Genomic DNA, 21109 nt, shown 5'->3' on the forward strand with positions numbered 1-21109 from the left:
TATAAAACTCCAAATTATCGAATAGAAAACGGTATTACATTGTTAGAAACGTCTTTAGGAGAAATGCCTTTAGAAATTTTTGGAAAACATAATTTACAAAATTTAGCAGGAGCAAAATGGATTTGCCAGCATATGGGAATCGATGAAGATGAATTTTATGAAGCTATTTCTACTTTCAAAGGCGCAAGTAAGCGACTAGAAAAAATTATGGAAAATGACTCCACAGTAGTTTTTAAAGATTTTGCGCATTCACCAAGTAAAGTTGAAGCAACAACAAAAGCAGTAAAAAATCAATATAAGAACAGAAAAGTTATTGCTTGTTTAGAACTACACACATATAGTAGTTTAAATGCTGAATTTTTGAAAGAGTATAAAGGCGCATTAGATAGTGCAGACAAAGCAGTTGTATTTTATTCTCCAAAAGCAGTTGAGATAAAACGACTTGAAAATGTATCTTCAAATCAAATTAAAGATGCTTTTGAAAGGGATGATTTAATTGTATTCACAAATGCTGAAGAATTTAGAACTTATTTGTTTGATCAAAATTTTAATAATACAGCAATATTATTAATGAGCTCAGGAAATTATGGAGGAATAGATTTTAATAAATTTAAAGAGTTAATTTAATTTTTCTGCTTTTTTATAAGTATTCCATTTTTTTGAAATGAACACTAATCCTATGCCAAATGAAAAAATAATGGGATTATTCCAAATGTTTTTTTATTTTCAAACCTAGAATTTACTTAAGGAATTGGCGAAAATTGAATGCTAAGATTTTCTTTTATGTGACTATTATTAAGATGAGCACATTTGCAGAAATTGTGGTTGTCCGTTATTAAAGTAATTTTTTTTCCTAAGTAAGAATGTTAATTTTTATTCCAAAAAAATGGAGTTAATAAAATTAAAACAGTAAACAATTCTAGCCTTCCAATAAGCATTAAAAATGAACAAAACCATTTCGCAGGGATTGATAAATGTGCATAATTATCAACCGGACTAACAGAACCTATTGCGGGACCAATATTACCTAACGACGAAGCTGCAGCACCGATGGCAGATTGAAAATCTAATCCAAAAAAAGTTAAAATAATAGAGCTCAAAATAAAAATTAGCATATACATAATAAAGAATGCCAAAATATTATAAATAATGTTTTTTGGAACACCACTACCGTCATACCTAACAGGAATTATTGCATTTGGGTGTAATAATTTTTTAAATTCATAAAAACTATTTTTAATCATTACAATATGTCGCACAATTTTAATACCTCCACTGGTTGATCCTGCAGATCCACCAATAAAAAAGAGCGAAAACATAAGCATAGTTGCAAATGAATTCCACATGGTAAAATCAGCACTAACAAAACCAGTTGTTGTAAGTACTGAGGTTACTTGGAATGCGGCATGTCTAAATGCACTTTCTACTTCACCCCAAGGTTTAGGGTGATTAATAGTAGTTGATAAATTAGGATCTTGATAGTTTACAATTAAAAAGCTAATTAAAAGGGTTAAACCAATAATTCCAAAAAAGTAATATTTGAACTCTTCACTTTTAAAAACTTTACCAATCTTTCCTTTTAATGCGAAGTAAGTTAATACAAAGTTAGTACCTGCAATTAACATAAAAGCGATTATAATATATTGAATAAGAGGAGATCCATTCCAATGTGCTACACTTGCATTTTTAGTTGAAAATCCACCTGTACTCATAGTTGCCATTGCATGATTTATAGCATCAAACCAGTTCATTCCAGCAAATTTTAGTAGAAAAAATTCAGTAAATGTCAATAGAAAATAAATAAGCCAAAGCCTTTTAGCAGTTTCAGTAATTCTAGGATGCATTTTATCTGCTGAAGGACCAGGTGCTTCGGCCATAAATAATTGCATTCCTCCAATTCCTAAAAGAGGTAAAATAGCAACAGTTAAAACAATAATTCCCATTCCACCAATCCAATGGGTTGCACTTCGCCAAAATAAAATTCCTTTTGGCATTATTTCAATATCGTTTAAAATAGATGATCCTGTGGTTGAATACCCAGATAAAGTTTCAAAAAAGGCATCGGTATAACTTGGTATTGAATCTGTAAAAACATAAGGTAATGTGCCTGTAAATGTTAGCATTAACCATCCTAAAGTAACAATTAAATAGCCTTCCTTTTTTTGTAAGTTTTTTTTAGCGTTTCTATTAAAAAACCATAATAAAAAACCTAAGAGAATGGTAGTTAAGCCAGCACTTAAAATGCCCCATTTTTCAGTTTCGTTATAGTATATGCTAAACGGAACCGCGGCTAACATAAATAAACCATTTAGCATAGAGGTTAGACCTAAAAAGCTTATTATAATTTTAATATTAAGATGCTTCATTTGCTAATTAAATAATTTTTCAACCTTAGTAATAGCTTCGGGTAGGCAAAAAACAACGGCTTTGTCACCAGCTAATATTTGAAAATCACCAAATGTCATCATCGCGATTCCATCTCTAATTACACCAGCAAATACTCCATCTTTTGTTAATTTAATATCTTTTACAAGCTTTTTTGTTACAGGAGAGTTTTCTTTAACTCTAAACTCTAAAACTTCAGCATCGACATTATGTAAGTTGGCCAATTTTAATACTTCTCCTTTTCTTACATGTTTAAAAATAGCACTTGCTGCTAATAATTTTTTATTTATTAAGGTATCAATTCCAATAGTTTGAGAAATATTGATATAATCCATATTTTCAACTAAGGCAATCGTTTTTTTAACCCCTTTAGATTTAGCAACAAGGCAAGACATAATGTTGGTTTCAGAGTTCCCTGTTACAGCTACAAATGCATCCATTTGAGCAATGTTCTCTTCTTCTAAAAGTTCAACATTTCTACCGTCACCTTTAATTATTAATGCATTAGGTAATTTTTCAGCAACATCTTTTGCTCTTTCTTTATCAATTTCAATTAATTTAACATTAAAATCACCTCCGCATAAATTTCTTGCTGCTTTTACTCCAATTTTACTCGCTCCTAAAATCATAATATCTTTTAGGCCAAATTGGGTTTTACCCATTAATCTGTAGAGTTTTTTTATGCTATCTTTGGGTGTTGAAAAATAAATTTGATCATTCGCACGATAAACTGTATTCCCTCTAGGAATAATTGTTTCACCACTTTTTTCGGGCTTAATAGCTATAGTAATAAATTCAACATCTGAAAAGCGTTCACGAGCTTCCTGAACGGTTAAATTAATTAATGGAGAATTATATTCTAATGTACTACCTAAAATATTTAACGTCCCATTTTCAAACTCAATAGTGTCATTAAAAGCGGACTGATTTAACAACATTTTAATCTCATGAGCAGCTAACTCACCCGGAGAGATCATATTATCAATCCCTATTTCAGAAAAGTCAATTTCAGTTGTCTGTGAAAATTCATGGTTGGAAATACGTGCTATGGTTTTTTTAGCACCTAATTTTTTTGCAATAACGGCAAGTGTAAAATTGGTGTTTTGAGATTCTGTAACCGCTAGAAAAATATCAGCATTTTCAATTTTAACTTCTCTTAATAGCGCTACAGAGGTTGCGTCACCTTTTATAGTAATAACATCAATATGGCTACTTGCATATTCAAGTTTTTCAGCATCCATATCAATAAGATAAATATCTTGAGATTCAAAAGAAAGTAGCTTAGATAAGTGAAACCCAACATCTCCGGCTCCAACAATAATAATTTTCATATGTTGAAATATTTGCAACAAATATATTACTCTTATCTTTGATAAAAAAATTGCAAAATGAGTTATGAAAATAAAGTGACTTCTATAAAGTCATGGGCTGAAGATGATAGGCCACGAGAAAAAATGTTGTTAAAGGGAAAAGTTGCACTATCAGATGCTGAGTTAATTGCTATTTTAATTGGTTCTGGAAATAGAGATGAGAGTGCTGTAGCTTTAGCAAAAAGAATTTTAGCTTCTATAAATAATAATTTAAATACCCTTGGTAAATTAACAGTTTTAGATTTAATAAAGTTTAAAGGGATTGGTGAAGCAAAAGCAATTTCAATTATTACGGCGTTAGAATTAGGTAGGCGAAGGCGATTGGAAGAGGCATTAGAATTACCAAAAATAACATCGAGTAAGGCTGTTTTTAATTTTATGCAACCTTTAATTGGAGAACTTCAGCATGAAGAATTTTGGGTTATTTGTTTAAATAATTCTAACAAGGTATTGTTTAAAGAGCAACTAAGTAAAGGTGGATTAACTGGAACTTTGGTTGATGTAAGACTTGTGTTTAAAAAAGCGATTGAACTTAATGCTACGGCCGTTATATTGTGTCATAACCATCCATCAGGAAAACTGCAAGCTAGTAATGCTGATATATCCATTACCAATAAATTGAAACAGGCTGGTGAAACATTGGATATAAAAGTACTAGATCACTTAATTATTACAGAAAATGCGTACTTTAGCTTTGCCGATGAAAATATTTTATAAAAGCAATATGTAATAAAATGCTATTAGTATATACTCATAAAATCACACCACGACTTAGCTATATATTTAAGCATTATTTTGTGAGAATATTACAAATACCTCTTGCGTTCACTACAAAGGTTGATGAGTTTGTTGCACATAATGGACCCAAAATTACGTATTCAAAAACTCCTTTAGGAACTGAGTTTTTTATAAGAAGCAACGATTTGTTATTTGAACAAGGAATTAATGATATTGATATTCAAATTTCGCAATGGGATGATGTTCCTTGTTTTTTTGCAGCAGGTGAAAAATCGAGCATTCCGTTTGATATTTTTGCTGCAGGGTTTTATTTAATTAGCAGATATGAAGAATATTTACCTCATGTGCAAGATATTCATGAGCGGTTTCCTGCCGAAGAAAGTTTAGCTGTAAAAAATAATTTTATAGAACAGCCGGTTATAGATATTTGGGTGTATAAGTTGTTAGAAGCATTAAAAGATAAATTTCCAAATTACACTTATCAAACGAGAGATTTTAACATTATTTCAACTATTGATGTTGATGCTGCTTTTGCTTATAAAAATAAAGGAATTGTGAGAACGGTTGGAGGTTTTTTAAAGGACATGTTACAATTTAGATTTTTAAAGTTCTGGAATAGATTGCTAACAGTTTTTAACTTTAAAAAAGATGAATTTGATACATTTAATGAGCTTTTAAAAATTAAGAAGGAATATAAAGTATCAACTCTATTCTTCTTTTTAATAGGTGATTATACAACATTTGACAAAAACATTTCATCATCAAATAATAAATTTAAGTCTTTAATTAAATCGGTAGCAGACTATGCGAGTATTGGATTGCATCCATCTTATTTTACACTGAAGAATATTGAAAAATTAAAGAAAGAAAAACTACGATTGGAAACTATTATCAATACTCCGATAACATTTTCTAGGCAACATTATTTACGTTTAAGTATTCCAGAAACATATCAAAATTTAATAGACTTAGATTTAGAACAAGATTATAGCATGGGATATGCAAAAACCGTTGGGTTTAGAGCAAGCACCTGCACACCTTTTTACTTTTACGATTTAGATTTTGAAATTCAGACTCCATTAAAAATATTTCCATTTGCTTTTATGGATGTTACTTTAAAAGATTATATGAATCTTTCACCCGAACAAAGCTTACAAAAAATTCTGGAATTAAAACAAGCAGTTAAAAATGTGAATGGAACTTTCATCTCCTTATTTCATAATGAAACTTTGAGTGAAAATGAAGTTTGGAAAGGATGGAACACTATTTATAAAACGACGGTTTTAGATTAGTATGATTCACTATGTTAAAAGACAAGAATTAGATGAGGAAAAATACAACCAGTGTATTCAATCGGCTTTAAATTCTCGAATCTATGCATACAGTTGGTATTTAGATTGTGTTGCTGATAATTGGGATGCATTGATTTTTAATGATTATGAAGCTGTAATGCCGTTACCTTGGCGAAGTAAATATTTCATTAAATATGTGTATCCACCTGCTTGGACTCAACAATTAGGTGTATTTTCAAAAGATAAAATTGAAGCTAGTTTAATGAAGGGATTTATAAATTTAATTCCAAAAAAGTTTAAGAAAGTAACTATTCAGTTTAATTCAGATAATGATGTTAGCTTTTTAAAAACAACAAAAAGAGATAATTATATTTTGCCTTTGAATAAACATTATGAGGATATTTATATGGGGTTTAATAAGAATAGAAAAAGAGATTTAAAAAAAGCACTATTAAAAGATTATAAAATAGATGAAGAAATTAGTTGTAATGAATTTCTGGATTTTTATTTAAATGAATCTAAAAATTATCAATTAAATAAAAATCAAATAATTATCATAAAGTCGTTTTTAAATTTAAAAAATGAATCAGTTCAAATTTGGGGAATTCGAGATAATGAAAAACTAATTGCAAGTTTAGTTTGGTTAAAAGATGAAAATAGAGTAACATATTTGTTACCTACAGCAAATAATAAAGCGAAAAGTAGTAGTTTACCTACACTTATAATTTCAGAATTAATAAAACAACATTCTGAGACTAATTATATTTTTGATTTTGAAGGGTCTATGATTGAGGGAGTTGCAGATTTTTATAAAAGTTTTGGAGCTATTAAAGAAAACTATTACTTGTATATGAAGAAAACAGATATTTTCTAATTTTCGAACTCTTTTAATCTACTTAAAAAATAAAATAAATTAATAAAATAGCCAACACCTCCTAAAATAGAAATAATTGTAATAGAATAAATTAAATTATTAAATCTATACCCTATAAAAATTGCAAAAATATTGACAATTAATAAATATATATTAAACAGTAAGCTAATATAATTTTTATTGAGTATTACAACTATATCACTTATTGGATTAAATGAAGTACGAGCGAGAACAATAAAGGATAAAATATAAGTGAATATTCTTAAATTATCCCAATTTTTATTAAAAATAAGTTCTAATAAATATATGCCAATCGTATTAATAAATGCCAAATAAATAAGCATAATAATCATGTTAATTAAAACTATTCTTTTAGTTAATTTGTATAGTTTTTCTTTAGAGCGTTGATACATTTTAGCTGATTTTTCATAGTATACTTGTGAAACAGAAGATGTAATAAGAAAAAGAGGAACACTTAATATTTTTAAACTTAAATAGTAAATTCCATATTCAACTATATTGAATAGAGAAGCAATTAAAATTGGAATTAAGTTCAGAGCTATGCTATTTATTAAAGAAGATGGTAGCATATATTTTAAAATGCTATTATTATGTTTTATAGTTTTTAGGAGTCTTTTAAAATTAATAGGATTCATATTTTTATTAATCAAAAAGTAATAAGTGCTAACTAAAGTTAATGAAATTAGATTTCCATATATCAAACCCATAAGCCTGAAATAATTGTATAAAAAAATTTGAAAAATAATAGTAAAAGAAGTTACTATTATTTTCGCAAAAGAAATTGATTTAAAATTTTTAATATATGTAAAATGCGACTCGTGAATTTTATTAAAAGAGAGAATAATTGAAGCAAAAATAGATACAAATATTAATGAAAAAGAATACGAATTAAATAATAAAAATTCTAAAAAAACATAATAAATTAAAAAGGATAAAGAAGATATAATAAAAGTTATAACGAATAGAGAATTCATTAAATTCATGCTTTCTTCTTTATTTTTAGTCGTAACAATACTATAATCTAATTGCAATGTATTAAGAAGTGCTAAAAAGGTAGAAGTGCTAAGAAATACTCCAAAAAAGCCAAATGCTTCAGAACCATATATTTTTGCTAAAATAACAGATCCAACTACTCCAATAACTTTTGCTAAAAATGTTCCTTTAAACATTAATAAAATATTTTTTTGAAAATATGATAAAGGTGTTTTCATTAGTTTCAAGTTCATTATTTTAAATATATAGAATTCTATAATTTAATTTGTCTATAATTCTTATAATCTAATAGATGATAAGGGAATAATAAAATTAATAATACAACTACAGCAGCGTAAAAATGAGTATTAATAAACAATAAATTATAAAAATGAAATAGCACTAACATTATTAAAATAAAATAGGATATCCTTTTGTTAAAAGCCCCTAGAATAGCAAATAATTGTGCAGTAAAAATTACGAGTGTTCCAATTTGCCAAAACCAAGGAACATTATAAAAGTTGAGCATAAAATTTGAAACAGTTTCATCCCAAAGCCTCGCGCTAACTATTGCATTAAGCTTAGCAGCACGCTCACTTAACCAATTTATTTCGGTAGGGTATAAGACTAATTTAGAAAATAATGCTAAATATTTCCAAAAACCGGCCATTGAATATGTAATTAAAACACCAGCATAAGCCCATCTAATTGAATATGAAAACTGCTTTATTTTCAGAGTTGAGTTTAATTCTTTAATAGTAGTTGGAGGAATAAATAATGTAAAAAGGTGCGCAAGTAAAAATAAGTGACCCACATGAGAAAAGAAATTATAATTCCATTTAAGAGCATTTAGCCATATAAGAAGTAAAAATAAAAAAACTCGAAAAATTATTTTTTTATTAAAAATAGTGTGAATGCATAAAAGAATAGCATTAGAGGCAATACAATAAAATAAAGGTTGTGATGGTAAGTTTGGAGAAAGGTAGCTTTGAATCCAAATTATAGGTTCAAACAATTCAAGTGGTCTTTCTAAATTTTGTTTATAAGAATAAATAACATGTCCAATCCAGGCTATTGAAAAAACTCTTAATAAAATATCGGCAAATGAATAATCATAAATATATTTTTCATTTTCAAGTTGATTAATAAGTCTAAATTTAAAATTCATTTTGACGTTGATATAAAATGTTTTTCAAATTGATTAGAATTTTTAGATATTTCAAAAACCTTATACTTTTCTTGGATTATTAAATATTCATTAAACCCGGGAGCAATGCTCTTGCCAAATTCAAAAAGTCGTTTTTTGTGTTTATTAATATCTATTTGATGATTAATTACTTTATTTGCTTCAATTGTTACAAAATAATAATAGTCATCTTGATTAAAGTATTTATATCCAATATTGGGAATTCTAACAGTATCATTAAATTTATTCACACCATAAATTCTATAATCTTTATGAATTAAATTACTCCCTAATGGTTGAGTGTAAAGTTTCCAATAAAAAAAAGGATATACTTCTGTCCCTCCTTTTTTTGTATTAACATATGATAAAACGGACAAAAGGATAGAGATGAAAAATAAGACTTGAGTAACTATTAACTTATATCTATTATTCATTTAATCAAAAAAATTAATTTTACTTAACAAATATAAACACTATAAAACTTTTGAGTGTTTAATAAATTTATATTTTTACTAAATGAAAATAAAACATATATTTTTCGATTTAGATCATACTCTTTGGGATTTTGAAGCAAATTCAGATATTGCTTTTGAAACTATTTTTAAAAAATATGAGGTAGGAGTGGATCTTCAAAAATTTCTGAGCTATTATAGAGGTATCAATCAGAATTATTGGAAATTGTACAGAAACGAACAAATTACCAAAGAAGAATTAAGAGTTGGAAGATTAAGAGATACATTTGTAAAAATTAAGCAAACATTTGATAATCAGCTGATAGATAATTTATCTATTGAATATATTGAGGTGTTGCCAAATAACAATCAACTTTTTGATGGGGCTCATGAAATCTTAGAGCATCTGTTTCCTAGATATAAATTACATATTATTACCAATGGTTTTAATGAAGTGCAATATAAAAAATTAGATAATTCAGGCTTAAGTAAATATTTTGATAAAATAATAACTTCAGAAGATGCTGGTGTAAAAAAACCAAATCCAATTATTTTTAATTTTGCTTTAGATGCAGCACAAGCAACATCAAAAGAATCAATTATGATTGGAGATAATTGGGAGGCCGATGTTATGGGAGCTATTAATAACGGAATAGATGCTATTTATTTCAATTATGAAAAACAACCAGTAGGAGCAAACATAAAAAGCGTAAATCAGTTACTAGAACTAAAACAATATTTGTAGTACTGGATAATCCCTTGGGCACATAACAATTAAAAAATAATTGAAATAAATATAGGGTTACTGTATTTGAATGATTTATTTAATTATTATAAATGATATAAATTCAATTGTTAATATTGTCTGTGCCACAATTAAAAAACAAACGGTAAGCAAAGGTAATTTGATTTCCAAATAATAAATTTAATAACTCCTCAGAAAATTTATCATTACATTTGATAATGTACATTCTAAACAATCAAAAAAACTAAGAACATGAATAAATCTATCTCAATAAGTTTCTTACTATTATTTTATAGTTCACTATTGGTGGCTCAAACTAATTTGAATAATTATAAATATATCGTAGTACCTAATAAATATGATTTTTTAAAGTTTGAAGATGAATATCAGTTAAATTCACTTACTAAATTTTTGTTTGAGAAATCAGACTTTATTGTTTTATCTGAAAACGACAAATATCCAATTGATTTGGCAAGTAATAATTGTTTAGGCTTAAAAGTAGATGTTAAAAGTATCCCGAGTTTATTCAAAACCAAAATAAATATAGCATTGCGTGATTGCGAGAATAATAAAATTTATGTTTCAAAGGAAGGGGTTTCTAAAGAAAAAGATTTTAAACGTGGTTATCATGAAGCATTGCGAAATGCCTTTGAAGGATTTGATGAGATCAACTATGTTTATGATGAAAATAGCACTCAAAAACGAATTGTTAAAGAAACAAAAGTGAAAGCGCAAGTGGCTGCTAAAACAACAATTGTTAAAGCTCCAGAAGTTCAAAAGGATGTCAAAATTGAAAAGTCTGAAAAAGAGCCTAAGGCAATAAAAGAAAAAAAGACCAAGGTTGTCTATAAAGTTGAAGAAGACATAAATTCAACTACTGTAAAACCTATTAAAAAAGTTACTATTAAAACGGTTGAAGGAAAGTTTAATTTTGATAAATGGGGCATAAGTACCATTTCAAAAGAGGGAGAGATGTACCTTGTTCGAGGTGGAGATGAAAATTTTGAATTTGCTACCATTTATAAAACATCAAATCCTGCAATTTTTATTATCAAGTGGCAGGCTTATAAACAACCTCAATTGCTACAAATTGATAGTGATGGAAATTTAAAGGTTGACAGTGAGAATGGAGTAAGAACGTATATAAGGGTCAATTAATAGTTATACTTATTTTTCCATAGCCTTTTTAAAAAGTCGCGAATACTATTCTCTCGAGTGTTATTACCAGGTTCGTACAATTTTGTATTAGCCAATTCTTTGGGTAAAAATTCTTCAATTGTGAAATTATTTTCATAGTTATGGGCATACTTATAATTTTTCCCATAATCTAATTCTTTCATTAATTTTGTAGGTGCATTTCTTAGATGTAATGGTACGGATAAATCTCCAGTTTCTTTTACTAATGCTTGTGCTTTTCCAATAGCTTCATAAGAAGCATTACTTTTTGGTGAACTTGCTAAATAAACAGCACATTGACTTAAAATAATTCGAGATTCAGGGAAGCCAATCGTATTCACTGCTTGAAATGTGTTATTAGCCAAAATGAGTGCAGTTGGATTTGCATTTCCAATATCTTCCGAAGCTAAAATAAGCAATCGTCTAGCAATAAATTTGGCATCTTCACCACCTTCAATCATACGTGCTAGCCAATATATAGCTCCATTTGGGTCACTTCCTCTAATTGATTTAATGAATGCTGAAACAATGTCATAATGTTGTTCTCCAGTTTTATCATATAAAACAGTATTTTTTTGAATTTTTTGAAGAACTAGCTCATTGGTGATTGTTATAGGTTCGTCTTCAGAATTCACAACCAATTCAAATATATTCAACAGTTTCCGAGCATCTCCGCCTGATACTCTTAATAATGCTTCCGTTTCTTTTATAATTACTTTTTTTTGTGAAATGATTGCATCTGTTTTTAAAGCCCGTTCTAATAATTCTTCTAAATCAGTTTTATTGAAAGAATTTAAAATATATACCTGACAACGAGATAACAGTGCAGGAATAACTTCAAAGCTTGGATTCTCTGTAGTTGCACCAATTAACGTTACCCAACCTTTTTCAACAGCTCCTAATAATGAATCTTGCTGAGATTTACTAAATCTATGAATTTCATCAATAAATAAAATAGGATTTTTTGAAGTAAATAAGCCACCACTTTGTTTGGCTTTTGCAATAATATCTCTAACATCTTTAACGCCTGAACTAATAGCACTAAGTGTATAAAAAGGGCGTTGAGATTCTTTGGCAATAATATTTGCTAAAGTTGTTTTTCCAATACCTGGAGGTCCCCAAAATAATAAAGAAGGAATAACACCTCTTTTTATATGCTGAGTTAGCGCACCATTTTTACCAACCAAATGTTGTTGACTAATATAATCGTCCAATGTTTTTGGTCGTATGCGTTCTGCTAATGGCTCGTTCATAGGGTAAAAATAAGAAATAATTTAGAAGCTAATTTAAATTCAATACTTTGTTTCTGACAATATTTCCGAAACCAACTATTTGGACTTATATTTGAAATCAAGTTGAAAAGTATACAAATGATGGATGAAACCAATTTTAAATTTAATTCTCGCGTAATTGCAGTTCCTGCTGGTGCTATTTTTTTGATTTGGTTTATCTATTACCTTGAAATTACTTTTGGATTTAATTTAAATAAATATGGCATTTATCCAAAATCGTTTGTTGGGCTAAGAGGAATTTTATGCTCACCTTTTATTCATAGTGATACTAGCCATTTAATAAATAATTCAGTACCGCTTTTTGTAATGCTGTCAGCTTTGTATTATTTCTATGGAAAAATAGCAAATAGAGTGCTTATTGCTGGTTTATTAGTAACAGGATTATTGACTTGGTTATTAGGAAGACCATCCTATCATATTGGTGCAAGTGGAATTGTTTATTTATTAGTTAGTTTTATTTTCTTTAGTGGAATTATTCGTAAATATTATCGGCTAATTGCACTATCATTAGTGGTTGTTTTTTTATATGGAAGTATGGTTTGGTATATTTTTCCAACCCAAGAGCGTATTTCATGGGAAGGCCATTTAGCAGGTTTTTTAGTTGGTTTAGCTTTTGCATTTATTTTTCGTAAACAAGGCCCTCAGCCAGAGCAATTTATTTTTTCTGAAAATGAAGAATTTGAACAGCTTTTTGATGAAAATGGCAATTTTAATCCACCTATCGAAGAACCAATTGATAATAATGAGTAGTCTGAATTTTAATTTTTACTGTAAAAAAGGGAACTGATTTTGTTTGCTGATTGATATGCTGAAAAAGTTGGGCAATAAATAAATTTTGTTGGGCAATATATTTTAAAAGTTGGGCAATAAATAAAATTTGTCGGGCAATAAATTTTAAAAGTTAGGCAACAATAAAAAATTAAAAAAAACTAGTGTTCAGGATGTTTCTTATAAGAGACGAACCTTTTACAATAATTAACTATTTTTCAAACGTTGTCTAGTTGCTTCATATAAAAAAGCGCCACAAGCTACAGAAACATTTAACGATGCAATTTCACCTAACAAAGGCAGTTTTGCTTTATGGTTTACAATTTTTAAAATAGAAGGATTGATACCTCTATCTTCTGAACCCATTACAATCGCAGTGGGTATTGATAAATCTATGTCGTAAATTAATTGTTCTGTTTTTTCCGTAGCAGCAACGAGCTGAATATCTGCTGCCTGAAATTGAAAAATAGCATCTTTTAAATGGTCAACTTTACAAATAGGAATTTTAAAAGCTGCACCGGCTGACGTTTTAACAGTATCAGCACTTATAGGTGCATTCCCTTGTTTTTGTATTACTATTCCATCCACACCCGTACATTCGGCTGTTCTAATAATGGCTCCAAAATTGCGTACGTCAGAAATTTGATCTAAAAGTAAGAACAACGGAGCTTTTGATTTTTCTAATGTTGCAGTAATTAAGGTATCTAAATCAGCAAATTCAATAGGGGAGATTTGTGCTGCAACACCTTGGTGATTGCTATTTTTAGAAAGTCTGTTTAATTTTTCAATTGGAACATGACTAGTTGCAATGTTATTTTTTTTAATTAGGGTATTTAATTCAGAAAATAAGTGGCCACTTAAATCTTTCTGCAAATAAACTTTACTGATTGTTTTACCAGCATTAATAGCCTCTATAACCGCTCTTATACCAAATATTTTTGAAACTTCATTTTCCATACTGCAAACCTATGTATTTTTTTTGTTTTTTGATTTCAATCCGAATTATATTAAAAAGGAATTTTAAATACCTAAGATTTAAATAGAATGGAAACGTATTACTTATGATTTTGAAATTAAATTATCACAATGAGCAATAAAAGATATCAAGTCGCTTTTATTTTTCAATTTTAATTTATTTTCTTTTAAATATTGTTTCAGTTTAGGACGAAGTTCTTCGGGAAATAAATTTAATAGAACTTTTTCTTTTAACTTAATGATTGAAGGAGTTTCATTATTTTGTGAGATAACGAAATGCTCAAAATCAACTAATTTTGGAGGAATTGATGTTGTTAAACTTGTTCTAGCTTTTCTACCTTCCTTAAAAATTTTAACTTCTCTTTTATAAAGTTGAAGGTTTTCACCTTCAAAAAGAATGGTAAGGTAGCCCATTTTAGAAAAGTCATTATTTGCTTCTTTGTATGGTAAATAGCTATATTGTTGCTCTCCGATGGTACAACTAATAGAAGAATCCTTAGCGAGCACATCAATATCTACGCCATTATTAACTTCAATTTGATCAGCATATGCATTGTAGCGTAATTGAAATTCTTTAGAAAACTCCACATTGTTTTGCGCTATTTTTCCAGGTACGAAATTTTCGTTAAAATATTTAGTTCCTACTATTTCACTATCTTTTAATGTAACAGTATTTCTCGATTTATTAATAATATCTAAGAATTGTCTTTCTGTTTGAGCCGACATACGTCCAGCCTGCATTTGTTGTGAGAAAGAAATTGATGTTGTAAAAATGGCTAGTATAAAATAGAATTTTTTCATAAACTAATATTTTTTAAGACGCCAAAACTACCGAATTCATAGAAATAATAAAAATATTAGGTCTATGAATTCGGTAGTTATTAATTAAATGAATGCAAAATGATTCATTTTTATGACATCGTTTTTACTTTGAAGTTTTATAACGGAATATTTCCATGTTTTCTTTTAGGCCTATTTACTTCTTTACCTTCTAGCATTTGAAATGCTTTTATTAATTTTCTACGTGTATTTTTTGGGTAAATAACCTCATCAATAAAGCCACGCCTTGCTGCTCTGAATGGATCTGCAAATTTATCCGCATATTCAGTTTCTTTTTCTTTCCATTTTTCAATAGGATTTTTGGCCGCTTTTATTTCATTTTTAAAAATAATTTCTGCAGCACCTTTTGCACCCATAACAGCTATTTCAGCAGTTGGCCAAGCAAAATTCATATCGGCGCCTATATGTTTAGAATTCATAACATCATAAGCACCGCCATACGCTTTACGTGTAATTACTGTAATTCTTGGCACAGTAGCTTCACTTAGTGCATAGAGCAATTTAGCACCGTTGGTAATAATCGCATTCCATTCTTGATCTGTTCCAGGTAAAAATCCAGGAACATCAACCAATACCAATAATGGAATATTAAAGGTATCACAAAAACGAGTAAATCGAGCCGCTTTCACCGAGCTGTTTACATCTAAACAACCAGCTAAAACCATAGGTTGATTTGCAATAATACCAATGCTTCTACCAGCTAATCGGGCAAAACCAACAATAATATTTTCAGCGAAATCTTTATGAATTTCAAAGAATGAATTTTTATCTATAATTCCATTTATAACCTTGTGCATATCATAAGGTTTGTTCGTATTTTTAGGAATGATAGTTTCTAGAGCTAAGCGAAGTTCATCGCCAATTGTATAAGGTAATTTTTTTGTGGTTTCTCTATTGTTTTGAGGGATATAGCTCAATAAACTTTTTACATCTTCCAAACATTGAATATCATTAGCAGATGTGATATGTGTAACTCCAGATTTTGTAGAATGGGTAGTAGCACCGCCTAATTCTTCAGCCGTTACTTCTTCATTCGTAACAGTTTTCACAACATTAGGACCAGTTACAAACATATAACTTGTATCTTCTACCATTAAAGTAAAATCGGTCATTGCAGGAGAGTAAACGGCACCACCTGCACAAGGTCCCATAATTGCTGAAAGCTGTGGTATTACGCCTGAAGCTTGCACATTTCGATAAAAAATATCTGCGTAACCTCCTAGTGATCTTACACCTTCTTGAATTCTTGCACCACCAGAATCGTTTAAGCCAATACAAGGAGCTCCAACTTTTAAGGCTTGATCCATAATTTTACAAATCTTCTCTGCGTGAGTTTCTGACAATGCACCACCAAAAACAGTAAAATCTTGCGCGAATACATACACTAATCTATCTTGTATAGTTCCATATCCAGTAACAACACCATCACCAAAATAAATTTGATTTTCCATACCAAAGTCAGTTGTTCTATGCGTAACCAACATACCCATTTCTTCAAATGAACCTTCATCTAGTAAATAATTAATACGTTCGCGTGCTGTTAGTTTTTTCTTGGCGTGTTGTTTTTTAATTCGTTCTTCTCCACCACCTAAATGTGCTAATGCAATTCTTTTTTGTAATTTTTCAATTTTTGAATCCATAGTATTGAATTTATTTGATGATTAGTTAGAATCAGGAACTCTTAGTTTTTGTTGATCTTCAATGTATAATTTTAGAGCAATTAAAGCTGCTAGTTCAGCTTCTTCATCCAATCCCTTTTGAAGTTTTTCAGGCGTATAATAATTTTTAACAAAATGAGTGTCGAAATTTCCAGATTTAAACGCTTCATGTTCACAAACAAATTTACCAAATGGCAAGGTTGTTTTTGCACCTTCAACTTTGTAAGCATCGATGGCTTTAATCATTAATTGGATAGCTTCTTCACGCGTTTTTCCATAAGTAATTAATTTGGAGAGCATCGGGTCGTAATAAATTGGAATATCCATTCCTTCTTCAAATCCATCATCAACTCTAATACCTTCACCAACAGGTATTTTATAGGTACTTAAAAAACCTACACTTGGTAAGAAATTATTCATTGGGTCTTCAGCATAAACGCGAAGTTCTAATGCGTGACCATTTATTTTTAAGTCTTCTTGTTCAATTGAAATAGCTTCTCCACGTGCAATTTTAATTTGTAATTCAACCAAATCTACTCCTGAAATTAATTCGGTAACTGGATGTTCTACTTGTAATCGTGTGTTCATTTCTAAGAAATAGAAATTTAAATCTTTATCAACTAAAAATTCAACAGTACCTGCTCCCAAGTAATCACAAGATTTAGCCACTTTAATTGCTGCTTCTCCCATTTTTGCTCTTAATGCTGGCGTGAGAATGGATGAAGGTGCTTCTTCTACAACTTTTTGGTGTCTACGTTGAATGCTACATTCTCGCTCAAAAAAATGTAATACTTTTCCAAAGCTGTCGGCAAGTACTTGAATTTCAATATGTCTAGGGGAAGTAATATATTTTTCAACAAAAACAGAACCATCGCCAAATGCAGAAGTTGCTTCGCTTATGGCGCGTTTCATTTGTTCTTCAACATCTTTTTCATTTTCAACAATTCGCATTCCTTTTCCACCACCACCGGCAGAGGCTTTTATAAGAATTGGAAAACCAATCTCTCTTGCAATTGTTGCGGCTTCAATAGGATCAGTAACTGCTCGGTCAACTCCAGGAACCATTGGGATATTATAATCTTTCACCGCATCTTTCGCAGCTAATTTATCACCCATCATTCGAATAGATTTAGATTTAGGCCCAATAAAAATGAGATTATTTTTTTCGCATAATTCAGCGAAGTCTGCATTTTCACTTAAAAAGCCATAGCCTGGATGAATGCCATCAACAAGAAGTTTTTTAGCTTCTTCAATAATTTTTTCACCCAACAAATACGATTTATTTGATGGAGCTTCACCAATATAAATGGCTTCGTCAGCAAACCTCACATGGGGTGCATTTCTATCAGCCTCAGAATAAACAGCAACTGTTTTAATACCCATTTTTTGCGCAGTTTTCATAACTCTAATAGCAATTTCACCGCGATTTGCAATTAATATTTTTTTCATTTTAAGAGATTTTAAAATAAGTAATTTAGTAGGTAAGTGGGTTTATTCTAACTCAATTAGAAGTGTTCCCTTTTCAACAGTTTTGCCATTTTTAACTTGAATGGATTTTACGATACCATCTTTAGGTGAACCAATTGAATTTTCCATTTTCATAGCTTCCAAAATTAATAAAGATTCACCTTCTTTAACTTGTTGTCCAACTTTTACATTAATGGATAAAATTAAACCAGGCATGGGTGCTTTAATATCGTTTGCTATTTTAGCAGAACCCAGTGAGAATCCCATTTCTTTAATAAGTGTATCTAATTCATTAGAAATTTTAACAGTATAATTGTTTGAATTTACACGTAAGGTATATTCCTTTTTAAGAAAATTGGAACTTAGCACTTGTATATGGAATGATTTGCTATTGTTTATTACGTGAAATTTAGAGGTTGATAGTTTTAAAACATCTAATTTTTTAGTATCGGAACTTGTGAAGTTAAAATCAAAAGTTTCATTTACTTTTAGAGTATAGTTCTGATTCATAATATGTAAAATTCAAGCAATTAAATGATTAAGTTTTTGATTACCTAAAGATATTAATTTTCATAGTAATAAAATAGTAATAGCATATATTTTTAAATGCTCAAACCTAATTAACCGGTAATTATAAATTTTCTATTTTTGGGTTAATATAGCATATTAATATGGAAATAGAGTTGTATATTGTATTTACTTTTCAATGTACATTTGTAATATAAATTTAAAAACAATAGTATGAGCTTTAAAAAACAATATTTAAAAAGTAAACCTGTTTGTAAAGTAACTTTTCTAGTAAGTAAAGATGCTGTAAATGGTGCAAGTAGAGTAGATTTATTAGGTGAATTTAACAATTGGAATACCGCAGAGCCTATTAATTTAGTAAAATTAAAAAATGGTAATTTTAAAGTGATGATTGATTTACCTATTGAAAAAGAATACCAATTTAAGTATTTATTAGACGGTGAAATATGGATCAATGATGAAAGTGCTGATAAATATGTAAATAATGGTATAGACGCTGAAGAAAATTCAGTAATAGTATTATAAAATTCTACAAGTTAATTTTATATAATTTTTATAGTTTAATTAGAAATTATAAAATTTAAAAAAGGATTGCAATTTTGCAATCCTTTTTTTGTGCTTTCATATTATTTATAAAAGCTATTTTTGTAAAATTATACAAGTTATGTAACTATATTATTATTGTATTATCAATAATTTTTGTATTAAAAAATAATTGACTTTTACAAATTAAAATATCCATTTATTAGCTTTTTTAGGTATTTTATTAACGAAATACTACATAATTTTCCCATTAACTGACTTTTGTCACCTTTTTATTGAGTATTATATAATACATTTATGGTAAAATTTAGAATTTAATAAAAATTAATCAATACCAATTTAACATTAAACCCTTATGAAAAAACTAGTACTTAGTCTTATCGCTGTCGGGATGATAGCTGGACTTTCAAACAATTTACAAGCGCAGACAACTGCTTCTGCAACAAATAATGCAAGATGTACAATTATTGCTCCAATTGCTATTACTGCTGGCCAAGATTTGATGTTTGGTGATGTTATTAAAGGCGCTGGTGATGTTACAGTGGCAACTAATGGAGCAAGAACTATTTTAGCAGCAATGGAGTCTGGAACACAGTTAGGTACAATACAGCCTGCAATTTTTACAGTTGCTGGTGAGGCTGCATATACATATGCTATTACCTTGCCTGCAGATGATACAGTATCTATTACTGAGGGTACTGACCCAATGTTATTGAAAACATTTACCGTTCTTACTGCAACAGATAATGATGCAGATGCTGATGGAACTCTTGATGCTTCAGGAGCGGATACGATAACAATAGGTGCAACTTTACAAGTTGCAAGTGATCAAACACCTGGAGATTATGTTGGTACGTTTGATGTAACAATAGCATACAATTAATACTTTTTATATTTCAACTCAAGCACTTAAATATAAAGTGTTTGAGTTGTTTTTTTGTATAACCTTAAATTGAATCAAAATATGGGGACACGTAAAAAAGATTCATTTTACATTACAAGTATGGTTAAATACTTGCTAATGATACTCTTCTTATTTTCTTTAATACCTTCTGCATTTGCGCAAGGAGACTTATTAATTTATCCAAAGCGGTTAGTATTTGAAGGACGTAAAAATATTCATAAATTAACATTAGCAAATACAGGCAAGGACACTGCTGTTTACAACATTTCATTTGTTGAATATAAAATGACTTCAACAGGGCAGATGAAAAAAATTACTGAAGCTGAAGAAGGACTAAATTTTGCATCTTCTAATGTTCGTTTTTTTCCACGAAAGGTAACCTTAGCTCCTAATGAATCTCAAATTGTAAAAGTACAGTTAAGAAATGCCAAAGGCCTAGCAGATGGGGAATACCGTTCTCATTTATATTTTAGAGCTGCGGAAAAAAAGGCGCCATTAGGTGAAACCGCTAAAACAAAAGATTCTACGATTGCAGTAAAATTGAAGCCTATTTTTGGGATTTCCATTCCTTGTATTGTTAGGAAAGGCGTAAACACAACTACTGTTTCTATTTCAGATATACAATTGATTGCACTTGAGAACAACTCTTATGGTATGCAATTTCATTTAAACCGCAATGGAAATATGTCTGCCTATGGTGATGTTACCATCAACTATATCACTCCAACCAATAAAGTGTATGAAGTTGCTAAAATGAAGGGTGTTGGTGTGTATACTCCAGGAAACTTAAGAATTGTAAAAATTAAATTAGAGGAACCTGAAGCCGTTAATTTTGAAGGTGGGACATTTAACGTAGTTTTTACCGAAAACGAAAGCAAAAAAATACTTACAGAAGCTAATTTATCATTGTAACCTGTTATGTA

21 protein-coding genes are annotated in these 21109 nt (G+C 29.3%); 10 read left to right on the forward strand and 11 right to left on the reverse strand.

What is annotated here, in order from left to right; all coding sequences use genetic code 11:
* A partial coding sequence (locus HKP59_RS08270) for a cyanophycin synthetase (protein ID WP_291805568.1) occupies positions 1-627 on the forward strand: 627 nt, incomplete at its 5' end.
* Between the two features lie 239 nt (positions 628-866).
* Here the strand turns inward: HKP59_RS08270 and HKP59_RS08275 are convergent.
* A complete protein-coding gene (locus tag HKP59_RS08275) occupies positions 867-2366 on the reverse strand; it encodes a potassium transporter TrkG (RefSeq protein ID WP_291805571.1) in 1500 nt (499 codons plus the stop codon).
* Between the two features lie 3 nt (positions 2367-2369).
* Positions 2370-3716, reverse strand: a complete 1347-nt coding sequence (gene trkA / locus HKP59_RS08280; protein ID WP_291805573.1) for a Trk system potassium transporter TrkA — start codon at positions 3714-3716, stop codon at positions 2370-2372.
* A gap of 57 nt (positions 3717-3773) precedes the next feature.
* Between trkA and radC the strand changes: the two genes are divergently transcribed.
* From radC to HKP59_RS08295, 3 genes are all read left to right on the forward strand, one after another.
* Positions 3774-4472, forward strand: a complete 699-nt coding sequence (gene radC, locus HKP59_RS08285) for a DNA repair protein RadC (protein ID WP_291805576.1) — start codon at positions 3774-3776, stop codon at positions 4470-4472.
* Between the two features lie 80 nt (positions 4473-4552).
* Positions 4553-5785, forward strand: a complete 1233-nt coding sequence (locus HKP59_RS08290) for a polysaccharide deacetylase family protein (protein ID WP_363289043.1) — start codon at positions 4553-4555, stop codon at positions 5783-5785.
* A gap of 1 nt (position 5786) precedes the next feature.
* A complete protein-coding gene (locus HKP59_RS08295; protein WP_291805580.1) occupies positions 5787-6659 on the forward strand; it encodes a hypothetical protein in 873 nt (290 codons plus the stop codon).
* Here the strand turns inward: HKP59_RS08295 and HKP59_RS08300 are convergent.
* The 3 genes from HKP59_RS08300 to HKP59_RS08310 are packed head-to-tail and all read right to left on the reverse strand — an operon-like array spanning position 6656 to position 9272.
* Complete coding sequence (locus HKP59_RS08300) at positions 6656-7891, reverse strand: oligosaccharide flippase family protein (protein ID WP_291805582.1); 1236 nt, start codon at positions 7889-7891, stop codon at positions 6656-6658. The genes HKP59_RS08295 and HKP59_RS08300 overlap by 4 nt on opposite strands.
* 35 nt (positions 7892-7926) lie before the next feature.
* The gene (locus HKP59_RS08305; protein WP_291805585.1) at positions 7927-8820 is read right to left on the reverse strand and encodes a hypothetical protein; all 894 of its coding nucleotides are present in this window, start codon (positions 8818-8820) and stop codon (positions 7927-7929) included.
* The gene (locus HKP59_RS08310; protein ID WP_291805587.1) at positions 8817-9272 is read right to left on the reverse strand and encodes a hypothetical protein; all 456 of its coding nucleotides are present in this window, start codon (positions 9270-9272) and stop codon (positions 8817-8819) included. The genes HKP59_RS08305 and HKP59_RS08310 overlap by 4 nt, the downstream gene beginning before the upstream one ends.
* 82 nt (positions 9273-9354) lie before the next feature.
* Here HKP59_RS08310 and HKP59_RS08315 point away from each other — a divergent pair, with 82 nt between their 5' ends.
* Both HKP59_RS08315 and HKP59_RS08320 read left to right on the forward strand, forming a co-directional pair.
* Positions 9355-10035: a YjjG family noncanonical pyrimidine nucleotidase gene (locus tag HKP59_RS08315; protein WP_291805591.1), complete on the forward strand. Its 681-nt coding sequence runs from the start codon at positions 9355-9357 to the stop codon at positions 10033-10035.
* A gap of 252 nt (positions 10036-10287) precedes the next feature.
* Positions 10288-11193, forward strand: coding sequence for a hypothetical protein (locus tag HKP59_RS08320; RefSeq protein ID WP_291805595.1), 906 nt, complete (start codon positions 10288-10290; stop codon positions 11191-11193).
* Here HKP59_RS08320 and HKP59_RS08325 read toward each other — a convergent pair.
* Positions 11190-12464 (reverse strand): replication-associated recombination protein A, encoded by a 1275-nt coding sequence (locus HKP59_RS08325; RefSeq protein WP_291805597.1) that lies wholly within the window; start codon positions 12462-12464, stop codon positions 11190-11192. The genes HKP59_RS08320 and HKP59_RS08325 overlap by 4 nt on opposite strands.
* Before the next feature lie 117 nt (positions 12465-12581).
* Here HKP59_RS08325 and HKP59_RS08330 point away from each other — a divergent pair, with 117 nt between their 5' ends.
* Positions 12582-13253 (forward strand): rhomboid family intramembrane serine protease, encoded by a 672-nt coding sequence (locus HKP59_RS08330; RefSeq protein WP_291805599.1) that lies wholly within the window; start codon positions 12582-12584, stop codon positions 13251-13253.
* A 225-nt stretch (positions 13254-13478) separates the two neighbouring features.
* Here the strand turns inward: HKP59_RS08330 and rlmB are convergent, their stop codons facing one another.
* The 5 genes from rlmB to HKP59_RS08355 form a co-directional block, all read right to left on the reverse strand.
* Positions 13479-14228, reverse strand: a complete 750-nt coding sequence (gene rlmB / locus HKP59_RS08335; protein ID WP_291805602.1) for a 23S rRNA (guanosine(2251)-2'-O)-methyltransferase RlmB — start codon at positions 14226-14228, stop codon at positions 13479-13481.
* Positions 14229-14330: 102 nt separating this feature from the next.
* Positions 14331-15047 (reverse strand): hypothetical protein, encoded by a 717-nt coding sequence (locus tag HKP59_RS08340; protein ID WP_291805604.1) that lies wholly within the window; start codon positions 15045-15047, stop codon positions 14331-14333.
* A 137-nt stretch (positions 15048-15184) separates the two neighbouring features.
* Complete coding sequence (locus HKP59_RS08345; protein WP_291805606.1) at positions 15185-16726, reverse strand: acyl-CoA carboxylase subunit beta; 1542 nt, start codon at positions 16724-16726, stop codon at positions 15185-15187.
* A 21-nt stretch (positions 16727-16747) separates the two neighbouring features.
* Positions 16748-18193: an acetyl-CoA carboxylase biotin carboxylase subunit gene (locus tag HKP59_RS08350; protein ID WP_291805608.1), complete on the reverse strand. Its 1446-nt coding sequence runs from the start codon at positions 18191-18193 to the stop codon at positions 16748-16750.
* Positions 18194-18235: 42 nt separating this feature from the next.
* Positions 18236-18721, reverse strand: a complete 486-nt coding sequence (locus HKP59_RS08355) for an acetyl-CoA carboxylase biotin carboxyl carrier protein subunit (protein WP_291805610.1) — start codon at positions 18719-18721, stop codon at positions 18236-18238.
* 231 nt (positions 18722-18952) lie between these two features.
* Here HKP59_RS08355 and HKP59_RS08360 point away from each other — a divergent pair, with 231 nt between their 5' ends.
* The 3 genes from HKP59_RS08360 (at position 18953) to HKP59_RS08370 (ending at position 21098) form a co-directional block, all read left to right on the forward strand.
* Positions 18953-19264: an isoamylase early set domain-containing protein gene (locus tag HKP59_RS08360; RefSeq protein WP_291805613.1), complete on the forward strand. Its 312-nt coding sequence runs from the start codon at positions 18953-18955 to the stop codon at positions 19262-19264.
* Positions 19265-19637: 373 nt separating this feature from the next.
* Complete coding sequence (locus tag HKP59_RS08365; RefSeq protein WP_291805616.1) at positions 19638-20165, forward strand: DUF4402 domain-containing protein; 528 nt, start codon at positions 19638-19640, stop codon at positions 20163-20165.
* 81 nt (positions 20166-20246) lie between these two features.
* Entirely contained in the window at positions 20247-21098 is an 852-nt protein-coding gene (locus HKP59_RS08370) for a molecular chaperone (RefSeq protein ID WP_291805619.1), read from the forward strand.
* Positions 21099-21109: the final 11 nt, after the last annotated feature.

This window comes from Lutibacter sp., from assembly GCF_013041805.1.
Classification (GTDB): domain Bacteria; phylum Bacteroidota; class Bacteroidia; order Flavobacteriales; family Flavobacteriaceae; genus Lutibacter.

Excerpts from the sequence above, each read along its gene's own strand:
- HKP59_RS08275 (WP_291805571.1), bottom strand. The coding sequence starts at position 2,366 with ATGAAGCATCTTAATATTAAAATTATAATAAGCTTTTTAGGTCTAACC.
- trkA (WP_291805573.1), bottom strand. The coding sequence starts at position 3,716 with ATGAAAATTATTATTGTTGGAGCCGGAGATGTTGGGTTTCACTTATCT.
- radC (WP_291805576.1), top strand. The coding sequence starts at position 3,774 with ATGAGTTATGAAAATAAAGTGACTTCTATAAAGTCATGGGCTGAAGAT.
- HKP59_RS08295 (WP_291805580.1), top strand. The coding sequence starts at position 5,787 with ATGATTCACTATGTTAAAAGACAAGAATTAGATGAGGAAAAATACAAC.
- HKP59_RS08300 (WP_291805582.1), bottom strand. The coding sequence starts at position 7,891 with ATGAAAACACCTTTATCATATTTTCAAAAAAATATTTTATTAATGTTT.
- HKP59_RS08305 (WP_291805585.1), bottom strand. The coding sequence starts at position 8,820 with ATGAATTTTAAATTTAGACTTATTAATCAACTTGAAAATGAAAAATAT.
- HKP59_RS08310 (WP_291805587.1), bottom strand. The coding sequence starts at position 9,272 with ATGAATAATAGATATAAGTTAATAGTTACTCAAGTCTTATTTTTCATC.
- HKP59_RS08315 (WP_291805591.1), top strand. The coding sequence starts at position 9,355 with ATGAAAATAAAACATATATTTTTCGATTTAGATCATACTCTTTGGGAT.
- HKP59_RS08320 (WP_291805595.1), top strand. The coding sequence starts at position 10,288 with ATGAATAAATCTATCTCAATAAGTTTCTTACTATTATTTTATAGTTCA.
- HKP59_RS08325 (WP_291805597.1), bottom strand. The coding sequence starts at position 12,464 with ATGAACGAGCCATTAGCAGAACGCATACGACCAAAAACATTGGACGAT.
- HKP59_RS08330 (WP_291805599.1), top strand. The coding sequence starts at position 12,582 with ATGATGGATGAAACCAATTTTAAATTTAATTCTCGCGTAATTGCAGTT.
- rlmB (WP_291805602.1), bottom strand. The coding sequence starts at position 14,228 with ATGGAAAATGAAGTTTCAAAAATATTTGGTATAAGAGCGGTTATAGAG.
- HKP59_RS08340 (WP_291805604.1), bottom strand. The coding sequence starts at position 15,047 with ATGAAAAAATTCTATTTTATACTAGCCATTTTTACAACATCAATTTCT.
- HKP59_RS08345 (WP_291805606.1), bottom strand. The coding sequence starts at position 16,726 with ATGGATTCAAAAATTGAAAAATTACAAAAAAGAATTGCATTAGCACAT.
- HKP59_RS08350 (WP_291805608.1), bottom strand. The coding sequence starts at position 18,193 with ATGAAAAAAATATTAATTGCAAATCGCGGTGAAATTGCTATTAGAGTT.
- HKP59_RS08355 (WP_291805610.1), bottom strand. The coding sequence starts at position 18,721 with ATGAATCAGAACTATACTCTAAAAGTAAATGAAACTTTTGATTTTAAC.
- HKP59_RS08360 (WP_291805613.1), top strand. The coding sequence starts at position 18,953 with ATGAGCTTTAAAAAACAATATTTAAAAAGTAAACCTGTTTGTAAAGTA.
- HKP59_RS08365 (WP_291805616.1), top strand. The coding sequence starts at position 19,638 with ATGAAAAAACTAGTACTTAGTCTTATCGCTGTCGGGATGATAGCTGGA.
- HKP59_RS08370 (WP_291805619.1), top strand. The coding sequence starts at position 20,247 with ATGGGGACACGTAAAAAAGATTCATTTTACATTACAAGTATGGTTAAA.